The following is an 11,056-nucleotide window of genomic DNA, read 5'->3' as shown; positions in this document are numbered from 1 at the left end:
GTTCACCCTCCGAGCGTGAGGCCCCCGGGCGGCGGGTTGGCGTTCGCGTGACCGGTACCGTACAGGGTGTCGGGTTCCGGCCCCACGTCTTCCGCCTGGCCGGCGAGTTGGGGCTCGCCGGTTGGGTGCGCAATGACGTCCACGGCGTGTCGATCGAGGTTGAGGGCACCCGTGTGGCAGTGGACGCGTTCCTCGGTCGCCTCGCGTCCGAGGCTCCTCCGCTGGCCAACGTGGAGCGGGTTACCGTGACCGCCCGTGCCCCGGGAGGTGAGCACACCTTCAGAATCCGCGAGAGCCCGGTCGGCGGGTCCGCAGACGTGCCGGTGGCAGCGGACACCGCGACCTGTGACGCATGTCTGGCGGAACTTGCGGATCCTCGGGACCGCCGTTATCGATACCCGTTCATCAATTGCACCGACTGCGGGCCGCGCTTCACGATCGTCACCGGGGTGCCCTATGACCGCCCGGCGACGACGATGGCCGGGTTCACCATGTGCGTCGCCTGCCAGTCCGAGTACGAGGACCCGTGGGACCGGCGGTTTCACGCCCAGCCGAACGCCTGCCCGGCGTGCGGCCCCCAGCTTGAGCTCCGCGTACTTGGGGACAGTGTCACGGACGTCTGTGCAGCACCGGGAGATCCGATCCGGCGCGCGGCCGCGGCACTCGACTCCGGAGCGCTGGTTGCCGTCAAGGGCATCGGCGGGTTCCACCTCGCCTGCTGCGCCGACGACGAGCAGGCGGTCCGGGCCCTGGCCCTGGCCAAGCGCCGTCCGGACCGGCCCTTTGCCGTGATGGTGGCGACGCTCGCACAGGCGGCTGCGCTGGTGGAACTCGATGACGTGAGCGCGAGCGCGTTGACCGACCGTGCCCGGCCGATCGTGCTCGTGCCACGTCGCCCGGGGGCTCGGGTCGCCGATGCCGTCGCCGCTGGGTCCCCTGATCTGGGCGTCATGCTCGCATACTCACCGCTGCATCATCTGCTGCTCAAGGACGTCGGTCGGCCACTGGTGATGACGAGCGCCAACGTCGCCGATGAGCCGACGCTGTACCGGGACGCCGAGGCGACCGGACGGCTTTGCGGAATCGCCGAACTCATGCTCACCCACGATCGCCCGATCGAGGTCCGTGCCGACGATTCGATCGTGCAGCCGGTGGGGCTTCCCGGGGGCCGGCGCACCGTCATGCTGCGCCGCTCCCGCGGTTTTGTGCCCGGCAGCCTGGCGTTGCCGGAACCGGGCGCCGCCCCGATCCTCGCCTGCGGCGCAGAGCTGAAGAACACCTTCTGCGTGAGCAAGGGGGGACGGGCGTGGCTCAGCCACCACGTCGGCGACCTCGCCGACGTGGAAGCGCTCGCCTCCTTCACGGACGGAATCGAGCATTTCCAGCGGCTGTTCCACATCGCTCCCGCCGTGATCGCCCATGATCTCCATCCTGAATACCTCAGCACCAAATACGCCCGGGACCGCGGGGAGGCCGGGGCTGAGCTGATCGCCGTCCAGCACCATCATGCGCACCTGGCCGCCTGTCTTGCCGAGCACGGGAGCACCGGGCCCGCGGTCGGGGCGATCTTCGACGGGACCGGATACGGCAGCGACGGGACGGTGTGGGGAGGTGAGCTGCTGGTCGGCGACCTCGGCGGCTTCCGCCGTGCCGGTGCGCTGACGGCCGTGAGGATGCCCGGTGGAGACAAGGCGATCCGGGAGCCGTGGCGGATGGCCTGCGCGTGGCTCACCCGCTGTGGATTCGAAACCATCCCCCCGGCTCTCGCCCGGGGTGTGGACCGGCGCCGATGGGAATTGGTCGCGGCGATGGCCGGACGCGGGTTTCAAGCACCCGAGACCACCAGCATGGGCCGGCTCTTCGACGCAGTCGCCGCTCTCTGTGGGCTGCGCACCGTCGCCACCTATGAGGGCCAGGCGGCGATCGAGCTGGAGTCCGCCTGCGATCGGGCAGAACGCGGGAGCTATCAGTTCGATCTGCACCACAACGGTCAGCTGTTATGCATGGATCCCACGCCCGCATTGGCTGAGCTGTGTCGTGATCTCACTCGCGCCGTCCCGACGGCGATCATCGCAGCCCGCTTTCACGCGGCGGTCAGCTCGGTCACGGTCCGGGCGTGCATCTCCCTTGCCGGCGCGGCCCAGACCGACACGGTCGTGCTCGCCGGCGGCGTGTTCCAGAACCGACGGCTGCTCGAGCGTGCCGCCGCCGGGCTCGCGGACGCCGGCTTGCGGGTGCTCGTCCCCGAGCGCCTGCCCGCCGGGGACGGCGGCATCTCCTTCGGCCAGGCGGCGGTCGCTGCGTGGCGGTCCAGATCGGGGCCCGTCAACGGGGCGCCGCCCGTTGGGGGTGAGGAGTGATGGGTGAGCGAGCCCCGTGCGTGGCCGCCCTCCTCGCGACACCGGTGTTCAGTGAGGGCGTCAACCGCCGTTTCGGCGAGCTGACGATCGGCGAGGTGCGCGCCCGTGCGGAGGAGTTGCGCGCCGCCGCTGGCTGGGGGCCAACCGCCCGGGTGATGCCGGTCGCGGCCGCCTGGGGTGAGCTTGCGGCGCTGATGCTGGCGACGCACGCGATCACGGTGGCCGATCTCCCGCCCGCTCAGATCGTCGCGATGACCCCCGGGCTCTGGATCGCCCCTCAGCTCGGGCGTGAGCTTCCGCCGTCACGATGACGCTGAGGATGCCCGGTCGGGGCCTGCTGGCACCGCGGCGGGCGGGGGCAGCCAGCGCCGCCGGGAGACGGCTCAAGCTTTCGCGCGGACGGTCGATGAACTGTCCTGAATGGCCTGGACCCGACCCGACCTGCGGTCAGACTCCGGCAACGCCCGCCGCGGCCGGGGCGGACCCCGGGGCTGATGTTCGGCTTGCCCGCATGGGTCGTCGGGTCGGCGGCCAACGGGGTGATCGCCGCCTGCTACCTCGTCATCTCCTGGCTCATCTTCCGGGGGCTCATCCGCACCGGGCAGCTGCGCGCGAACCGGCTCGCCGCCGCGACGGCGCTGATCTTCTTCACCTGCGCCGTCCACCACGGAGATAACGCCCTCGAGGGGGTGCTGCCCCTGCTCATCGGCCATGACCCGGTCGGCCTGCTCGCCCGGCGGACCTTCACCTGGCAGATGGACGTCTGGGACATCTTCGGAGCCGCGGTCGGGATCGCCTACCTCGGGCTGCGCACCTCCTACGCCCGGCTGCTGGCGACCCCGGCGATGTTCGCCGACCTCGACCGGGACCGGGCCGCGGCGGAGATCGCCCGGGAACGGGCCGCCCTCGCCGAGGCCCAGGCGGTCGCCCGGCTCGGCTCCTGGACCTATGACCCGGGCACGGGGACGCTTGCCGTCAGCGCCGAGTACCGGCGCCTGTTCGGGATCGGGCCGGAGGAGGCGGTCGCCGAGATCCAGCTCGAGCGGATCCACCCTGAGGACCGGCCCCGGGTCCGGCGGGCCCGGGGCCGCCTGCTCACCGACGGTGTGCCGCTCAACGAAACCTTCCGGGTCGCCGCGGAGGGACACGAGCTCGTCCTCCAGGCCTTCGGCCACGCCGAGCTCGACGCGGCCGGGGCGACCCGGCTCACCGGCACCGTGCAGGACATCACCGAGCGCGTACGGGCCGAGGCGGCGCGGACCGCCGCCGAGGAGCGCTTCAAGGTCGCCTTCGAGCAGGCCGGGGTACCGCTGGCGATCATCGGCCTCGAGGGGGCCGACCACGGTCGCCTCCTCGACGCGAACGCCGCCTACGCGGACATGCTCGGGGTCCCGCTCACGACCCTGCTCGACGCCGGGCTCGAACCGTTGATCGCCGCCGACGATCGTGAGCGCCGCTTCCGCGCGCCGCTCGCTCGGCTCTCTGGGCGCGACGGCGCCCGCGTCCAGTTCGAGCGCCGCTTCAGCAGCGCGGAGGGTCGGGAGGTGTCGGCCCTGATCACGGACGCGGTCATCGTCGGGCCCGACGGTGAGCAGGTGATCATCGAGCAGGCGCTCGACATCTCCGATCGCAAACGGCTGGAGGGGGAGCTGCGCCACCTCGCCGAGCATGACCCGCTCACGGGCCTGCACAACCGTCGCCGGTTCGAGGAGGACCTCGAGCAGACCCTCGCCCGCGCGCGCCGCTACGGGGGCGAGGGCGCACTGCTCGCCCTCGATCTCGACGGTTTCAAGAGCGTCAACGACACGTTCGGTCACGCTGCGGGCGACCGGCTCGTCATCCAGATCGCCGGTGCCCTGCGCGCCACCCTGCGCGAGAGTGACTTCATCGCCCGCACCGGTGGGGACGAGTTCGCCGTGATCCTCCCCAGCGCCGATGAGCCCGAGGCCCGACACGTCGCCGACAAGCTGCTGGCCGCGGTCGCGCGTGAGGGGACAGTGGGCCGCGAAAGCGAGCAGGTGAGGGTGACTGCATCGGTCGGGATCGCCCTCTTCAGCGGCCGCCCCGGGCAAGTCGGCAGCGAGCTGCTGATCGAGGCCGACCAGGCGATGTATGAGGCCAAGGCGGCCGGGCGTGACCGGGTCGTGCTGTATGACCGTTCACGGGCTTTCGCCGGTGCGACGGAGGGACCGGTGCCGTCGTTCGCCGACCGGCGCGCCGCGACGCAGCCGTCGGTGTCGCCGCGGAGGTCTCCGTGAGTCTCACCGCGCCGCCTCGTCCCGCCGCGGGCTCGGATGCCTCTCGGAGCCCCGTGGCGACCGTCGCCGCTCCCGGTGCGGTCGACGAACGGGAGCAGCGTCGCGTCGACATCATCATCCTCGCCACGCTGTCGGGGTCGATCGCCGTCCTCCATGCCTCCGCCGCGATCGGGCACATCAACGAATCGCTTCTCTATGGCCTCACCTTCATCGCCCTCGCGCTCGCCCAGAGCGGCTGGAGCGCGCTGCTCATCGCGACCGGGGGCGGACGCCGGGTGCTCAGCGTCGGCCAGTTCCTCAGCCTCGGGGTCGTCGTCGTCTGGGTTCTGTCCCGGACGGTCGGGCTGCCGCTCGGGCCCGACCTCGGCCACCCCGAGTCACCCAGGATTCCCGATCTCACCGCCACGTTCGACGAACTCATTCTGATCAGGCTCAGCGCCTGGCTGTTGCGGGGTCGGCAGCCGCTGACCGAACGGGTCCGGCTTCTCGCTGTGAGCTGCGTCTTCGTCACCCTGCTCGTGTTCGTCACCTTCAGCCACGTCACCTGAGCGGGGCCTTGCGGCGGACTCGCCGGCGGCCGGCCGGCCGAAGAAGTACTGAAACAGCAGCGCGTTGGCGAGCTGGAGCACACCGGCGATGACGAACGGCGCCGCGAGACTCACCTCGTCGAACAGGTAGCCCGAGAGGGTCGGGGAGACCGCGGAGATCGCCTGGGTGGGGAGCTGGGAGAGCGCGGCGACCCGCGCCCGCTCGGACGGCGGGGCCGCACCCATCACGAAGGACTGGCGCAGCGCGAGCCCGATCCTCTGAACGACGAGCCGGGCGGTGTAGAGGGCGCCGGCGGTGGCGAGGGAGGGCATCAGCGCGAGCAGCGGCAGGGCGAGGGCCTGGAGGATCCGGACCACGACGACGGTCCGAACCGTCCCGTGCCGACCTGCGATCGGGGCGGCGAGCTGGTTGGTCGCGATCGTCACGAGGTTCGCGATCGTGTAGAGCGTCCCGATCGCCACCGGGCCGGCCCCGTAACGGCGGTAGAGCCAGTAGGTGATGAACGGGCCGAACAGCCCGACGGCGGCGCCGTTGACCCCGTTGGTGAGGGCGAGGCGGTAGATCAGGGTGCGTGACCGGGTCGAGAGCCGGGCGGGCCGCTGGGCCCGCCGGCGGCCTGTGAGCCGCCGGCGGGAACCGGGCGCGGGTGGGGGCGCGGGCCCCGGGTTCGCGGGCTGTTCACGGACCGGAAGGGCGCACAGGGAGGCGAGCAGCGCGAGGGCGGCGGCGGCGAGGAACACGGGGCGATAGGTCGCGGCGCCGACTCCCGGGCCGGTCGGGGAGGTGAGCGGGGTGATCGCGAGCGCCGAGCCGACGAGCCCGCCGACCGCGCTCGCGGAGGCGATGAAGCCGAACAGCCGGTTGCGGTCGGACTCCGAGCCGACCTTCTCGGCGAGCAGTGCCTGTTCGGCGGGCTGGTAGGGGCCGATCTGGCCCCCACCGGCACCCGCGCCACGGCCGAAGCTGCCGAGCGCCGCCGCAAGAAAGAGGACGGCGGTGACGTCGGAGAGAGCGAAGACGAGCCCGGCGCCGGCCGCCAGCAGGGGGACCGAGACGACGAACACCCGCCGTCCGATCCGGTCGGCGGCAAGCCCGATCGCCGTGCTCATCAGCGCAGCCACGATCGCGATCACCGAGAACAGCACTCCCAACTCGGTTGCCGAGAACCCGCGCCGCGCGAGGTAGATCGGCACGATCACCCCGACGAGGGCGCGCTGGGCGCTCATCAGCACCCGGGCGCTCAGCAGCAGGCCGGCATCGCGGCCGCCGGGGAGGCGTGAGCGGATGACCGTCGCGGGCGAGGGCACCGGGTGAGGGTGGCAGACGTGGCCGGGGCCCCGGCCACTTCGGGCTCAGGGCTTGAAGCACATGTCGGCGACGATCGCCACCATCAGCGCGAACGCGACGGTGTTCGTCCAGCGGGTCGCCCGGTGCTCGAGCAGCGCCCGCAGTTCCGGGGTGACCGCCTCACTCTGCGCCGCGAGTGTGACCGCCAGGACACGGGCCTGTCGCGGGGTCCGTCCGCCGAGCCCGCCGAGGGTGAGGGCGGCTGCGAACAGGGCGAAGGAGGCGTCGACCCAGCCCGACCCGTATCCCCACCGACCGAGGTGGACGAGCCAGAGGCCGCAGAGTCCGGCCAGTAGGGTTCCGCCGGCGACGAGCAGGACGCCGATCCGGCTCAGGCCGAGCAGCAGCGCGACGTCTCTCGCCGTGTCGCGGCCGCGGGCCGCCGAGAATGCCGTGCCGGCGATCGCCAGTCCGGAGAAGAGCGCCAGCACGCCGAGGATGTGACCAAAGAACACGGACGCGTACATAACTCCCTATGCTGCCGCTTTGTCCCCGTGATCGTCGATCCTCTGCAGACGTTCGCCGATGCCGCCGTCGCCCCGCCGGCGCTCCCGCCGCGCCGCCTCGCGTTGCTGGCCGACTCCGGGGCTGTCGCGGATGAGCTGAGCCGGATCCTCGTCGCGCTGTGGCCGGACTTCGAGGTGCAGCGGGTCGGGACCCTGCCGGCGCTCAGTGAGCAGCTCGGACGCGGACTGGCGTGCGTGATCGTCGAGGTGAGCGTCACCGACGTGGCGCTGCCGTGGCGGCACCTGCTCGATGAGATACGCTCGATCACCGCGCACGTTCCCGTCGTCGCCGTCACCGCCGATCGGGCCGCCGGTGAGGCGCTTGTCGCCGCCGGTGCCCGCGACTTCCTGCTCCGTGATCGGATCGAGTCCGGTGAGGTCGCGCGGGTCGTCCGGCGCTCGATCCAGCTCGAGCAGACCGCCGGCTTCCAGCGTGCGACCGCCGCCCTGCGCTCCCAGAGCGCGGAGGCGGCCCGGATTCAGCGTGGGCTCATCCCTCGCTTCATCGTCTCAGAGCCGCGGATCGCGACCCGCAGCGGATATCGCCCCGGTGACCGGAGGATGGTGCTCGGCGGGGATTTCTTCGACGTCGTGCAGCGCAGCCCTCACACCCTCAACCTCGTCCTCGGCGACGTCTGTGGGCACGGCGCGGACGAGGCGGCCCTCGGGGTTGTGCTCCGGATCGCCTGGCGCACGCTCGTGCTCGCCGGCACCCCGCACGATCAGATCCTCCACACCCTCGATCGGATCGCGGCTCGGGAACGCCATGCCGACCACATCTTCGCGACGGTCGCGAGCGTGGAGATCGACCTCACCGCGAGCCAGGCGAGGGTCTCCCTCGCCGGACACCCGTCACCCCTGCTTGAGCGAGACGGCGCGATCCAGATCATGACCGGGCAACCGGGCGGGCCCCCGCTCGGGCTTGGCCTTCCGCCCGGATGGGCGGTCGACCAGGTCGACCTCGGCCATCGCTGGGCCCTGATGCTGTTCTCCGACGGTCTCTATGAGGGCCACGTCAACGGCCGTGCCGAGCGGCTCGAGCTGACCGGGCTCGTCGAGCTGCTTGCTGGGACCGGCCCCGATGCGCTCTGGCGTGCCGCTCCGGACGCCCTGCTCGATCGTGTCGAGGCACTCAACGGTGGGCCGCTTAACGATGACGTCGCGCTGCTCGTCGTCCGCCTCAACTGACCTGACCGGCGGCACGGTCGGTGGCGGCCAGCTCAAGGGCGGTCAGCGCCTCGTCGAGCCGCTCACATGCGGCCATCACGTGCGCATGCACAAGGTAGAGCCGGTCACGCACGGTGTCGTCAAGGCGCTCGTCCGCGAGGGTGCGCGCGAGCGCATCCGAGGCGGCGATCGCATCGGAGAACATTTGCGCGAGGACCGGTCCAAGGCCTGCGTCTGGCGCGGACGCAGGCGCGTCCTCGGCCGTGGCTGTACCCGTCGATCGCGTCACGAGGATCGGGGCGGCGGCGATCATCTCGCGCGCCAGGCCGGTGCACCGGCGCCGGATCTCAGCGCTGAGCGGGTCACTGAGGACGTACCCGGCCATTCCGAGCTCCCAATGGATGTCGAGGAGCGCGGCGCCGCTCACGGGGTCCGAGGACCCGGCGTCGGAGGCGCAGCCGACCGTGTCAGTGAGACGCTCGCACCGGAGTCGCCCGGCCTCGAGCAGAACGAATGCTTGCGTCTGCTCGCACACATCCAACCTGAGACGCTCGACGATGTTGATAAGTTGAAGCTCCATCCTGGTTGGGGCGGATTCCCAGCTTTCTCTCCCGCTAAACCGCGGCGGAGAAAATGTTTGAACCGCGAACGAAGGGGTATGACTCACCTTATGTCCAACGGAACGATGTCCAACGGAACGATCGATCGTGGCGCCGCACTGGCGACGCGCCCGGTCAATGAGCTCTTCGCCGCCTGGCAGACGCGCGGTGACCGTCACGCCCGTGAGCAACTCGTCCGGCGGTACCTGCCGCTGGCGAACAAGCTCGCCTACCGCTACCGCGGGCCGCATGAGCCGATCGACGATCTCAAGCAGGTTGCGAGCATGGGGCTCGTCAAGGCGATCGACCGGTTCGATACGAGCCGGGGGATCACCTTCCAGTCCTTTGCCGTGCCGACGATCCTCGGTGAGCTCAAGCGCTACTTCCGTGATTGCGGATGGGTCGTTCACGTCCCTCGCCGCGTCCAGGAGCTCTCCCTCAAGGTCGACCAGGCCCAGCGCGAGCTGACGGCCCGCACCGGACGGCCGCCGAGCTTCCAGGAGGTCGCCGGGTTCCTTGAGGTCCCGGTCGAGGACGTCCTCGAGGCCCTCGATGCCGGACACGCGCACAAACCGCTCTCCTTTGAGGCCCCGACGGAGGGAGACGATGAGTCGAGCCGTCTCGGCGACAGTCTCGGGGAGATCGACGCGAGCTTCGAGCGGATCGAGCTGGGGGCGACGATCGCCCAAGCGGCCGAGCAGCTCACCGAACGTGAGAAGCGCGTCCTCGCTCTCCGCTTCATTGAAGATCGCACCCAGTCGGAGATCGCCCGTGAGATCGGCGTCTCCCAGATGCAGGTGTCGCGGATTCTGCGCAGCTCTCTCGACCGGCTGGCCGCGGCGGCCGCCGATCCCGTCGACCTCTGAATCGATTTCCAGCCGTTCGCGTGGAGCCCCGCCGGCGTTCGTGCCGGCGGGACCGACCCGCTTCTGAAAGTGGTGGCCCCGGGCGGTTTGCGTCAGCGACGGCTTCTCAGCTCAAACCAGGTCCGGGTGAGACCCGCCCGCCGGCTCACGCCCCACGCGTCGGCGATCTGATCGAGCGCGGTCGAGCGCATCCCGGCGGGCACCTGGGGCCGTCCGCGGTCGATCACCGACCAGCGGTGCCGGCCGGCCGAGCGCCGAACGTCGACGGTGAGCGGTGGCTCGGGCGTCTCGGGATCACCGAGCCGCTCGGACATGATCTCGCTGAGCAGGAGGCGGGCGCTTTCCGCGGTTTCGGGAAACCGCGTCTCATCCAGTTCCCGCTCGGTGATGTGCCGCGCGGTCTCCGGAGCCGCCACACCGCGCGGAACGCGGTAAATGCTTCGGATTCGGGTTTTGCGTAGCATGGCTACCGAAGCGAGGTACCCGCCGGTGGCGGCAGTAAACCGATTGACATGCCTGCACCAGGCCGGGATTCGCCGGACCAAAGAGGGGTAGATAAGAATCGTGATTCATCAGCCCGTCACGGTGCGGCTCGACCTCGAGAGTCTTCCTGAGAACGTTGCTCTCGTCCGTGCGGCCCTGAGCGGCATCGCGGACGCGGTCGGTCTCGGGGACGAACTCACCTCCGATCTGAAGACCGCGCTCAGTGAGGCGTGCAACAACGTCGCTCTGCACGCCTACGAGGGGGGGAGCGGGCCGCTCGTCACGGAGATCGCCGTCACCGCGCACGGTGTCAGCGTGAGCGTGCGTGACGAGGGCAGCGGTCTGCGCCGGATCTCGGGCGGGGAGGACCGGATGGGGCTCGGGCTCGCCGTCATCAGCGCGCTCGCCAGCCAATCGGAGTTTCGTCGCCCCGAGGAGGGGGGCACGGAGGTGCGGATGTTCTTCCGCCGTGCGGCGACCGACCAGCCCGGCGGGGTCGACGGCGCCCTCACCGCCCATCAGCACGCTCGCGCCGCGGCTCCGGCGACGGTCGCGCGGGCCAGTGACGAGGTCCTCATCTCTCTCACTCCGGTGGCAGTTGCCCGGTACGTGCTCGGTCGGACCGTACAGGCGATCGCCGCCGCGTCCCACTTCTCGATCACGACCCTCTCGGACCTACGGACCGCCAACGATGCGATCGCCCGTTACCTCGAGGATGCCGCCGACGGTATCGTCAACGTTGCCATCGCGAGCACCGCGCACCGGCTCGAACTGATCGCCGCCCCGCTCCCCGCCAACGATCCCAAGAGCGCGGAGAAGGTCCTCGCCGGAGTCGTCGCCGGGTTCCGAACCGACCGTGAACGGCTCTGTGTCGAGTTGCGCGACCGGGCCGCCCAGCCTCCGGCTCCCGGCGGCTGACCC

General features: G+C 71.0%; 10 protein-coding genes. 6 read left to right on the top strand and 4 right to left on the bottom strand.

What is annotated here, in order from left to right; translation table 11 throughout:
• Positions 1-47: 47 nt before the first annotated feature.
• The 3 genes from hypF (at position 48) to M3M55_RS00440 (ending at position 4,618) form a co-directional block, all read left to right on the top strand.
• Positions 48-2,360: a carbamoyltransferase HypF gene (gene hypF / locus M3M55_RS00450; RefSeq protein WP_249010856.1), complete on the top strand. Its 2,313-nt coding sequence runs from the start codon at positions 48-50 to the stop codon at positions 2,358-2,360.
• Entirely contained in the window at positions 2,360-2,671 is a 312-nt protein-coding gene (locus M3M55_RS00445) for a hypothetical protein (protein WP_249010855.1), read from the top strand. The genes hypF and M3M55_RS00445 overlap by 1 nt, the downstream gene beginning before the upstream one ends.
• 183 nt (positions 2,672-2,854) lie before the next feature.
• On the top strand, positions 2,855-4,618 hold the full coding sequence (locus M3M55_RS00440) for a sensor domain-containing diguanylate cyclase (RefSeq protein ID WP_249010854.1): 1,764 nt from the start codon (positions 2,855-2,857) through the stop codon (positions 4,616-4,618).
• A 377-nt stretch (positions 4,619-4,995) separates the two neighbouring features.
• On the opposite strand, the gene M3M55_RS00435 is transcribed toward M3M55_RS00440, so the two are convergent.
• Complete coding sequence (locus M3M55_RS00435) at positions 4,996-6,474, bottom strand: MFS transporter (RefSeq protein ID WP_249010853.1); 1,479 nt, start codon at positions 6,472-6,474, stop codon at positions 4,996-4,998.
• Positions 6,475-6,519: 45 nt separating this feature from the next.
• Positions 6,520-6,981: a DUF2269 family protein gene (locus tag M3M55_RS00430; RefSeq protein ID WP_249010852.1), complete on the bottom strand. Its 462-nt coding sequence runs from the start codon at positions 6,979-6,981 to the stop codon at positions 6,520-6,522.
• 27 nt (positions 6,982-7,008) lie between these two features.
• Here M3M55_RS00430 and M3M55_RS00425 point away from each other — a divergent pair, with 27 nt between their 5' ends.
• Positions 7,009-8,208: a PP2C family protein-serine/threonine phosphatase gene (locus M3M55_RS00425; protein WP_249010851.1), complete on the top strand. Its 1,200-nt coding sequence runs from the start codon at positions 7,009-7,011 to the stop codon at positions 8,206-8,208.
• Here M3M55_RS00425 and M3M55_RS00420 read toward each other — a convergent pair.
• On the bottom strand, positions 8,201-8,767 hold the full coding sequence (locus tag M3M55_RS00420; RefSeq protein ID WP_249010850.1) for a hypothetical protein: 567 nt from the start codon (positions 8,765-8,767) through the stop codon (positions 8,201-8,203). The genes M3M55_RS00425 and M3M55_RS00420 overlap by 8 nt on opposite strands.
• Before the next feature lie 90 nt (positions 8,768-8,857).
• Here M3M55_RS00420 and M3M55_RS00415 point away from each other — a divergent pair, with 90 nt between their 5' ends.
• On the top strand, positions 8,858-9,652 hold the full coding sequence (locus M3M55_RS00415; RefSeq protein WP_249010849.1) for a SigB/SigF/SigG family RNA polymerase sigma factor: 795 nt from the start codon (positions 8,858-8,860) through the stop codon (positions 9,650-9,652).
• A gap of 92 nt (positions 9,653-9,744) precedes the next feature.
• Here the strand turns inward: M3M55_RS00415 and M3M55_RS00410 are convergent, their stop codons facing one another.
• Entirely contained in the window at positions 9,745-10,068 is a 324-nt protein-coding gene (locus tag M3M55_RS00410; RefSeq protein ID WP_249010848.1) for a hypothetical protein, read from the bottom strand.
• A gap of 148 nt (positions 10,069-10,216) precedes the next feature.
• Between M3M55_RS00410 and M3M55_RS00405 the strand changes: the two genes are divergently transcribed.
• On the top strand, positions 10,217-11,053 hold the full coding sequence (locus M3M55_RS00405; protein WP_249010847.1) for an ATP-binding protein: 837 nt from the start codon (positions 10,217-10,219) through the stop codon (positions 11,051-11,053).
• Positions 11,054-11,056 lie beyond the last annotated feature (3 nt).

The organism is Conexibacter sp. DBS9H8, assembly GCF_023330685.1.
Taxonomy (GTDB): domain Bacteria; phylum Actinomycetota; class Thermoleophilia; order Solirubrobacterales; family Solirubrobacteraceae; genus Palsa-465.
The sequence above is the reverse complement of the archived record's forward strand: the minus strand, read 5'-3'. Positions and strand labels throughout refer to the sequence as shown.

Coding starts and splice junctions, on each gene's coding strand:
- M3M55_RS00445 (WP_249010855.1), top strand. CDS start 2,360: ATGGGTGAGCGAGCCCCGTGCGTGGCCGCCCTCCTCGCGACACCGGTG.
- M3M55_RS00430 (WP_249010852.1), bottom strand. CDS start 6,981: ATGTACGCGTCCGTGTTCTTTGGTCACATCCTCGGCGTGCTGGCGCTC.
- M3M55_RS00440 (WP_249010854.1), top strand. CDS start 2,855: ATGTTCGGCTTGCCCGCATGGGTCGTCGGGTCGGCGGCCAACGGGGTG.
- M3M55_RS00420 (WP_249010850.1), bottom strand. CDS start 8,767: ATGGAGCTTCAACTTATCAACATCGTCGAGCGTCTCAGGTTGGATGTG.
- M3M55_RS00415 (WP_249010849.1), top strand. CDS start 8,858: ATGTCCAACGGAACGATGTCCAACGGAACGATCGATCGTGGCGCCGCA.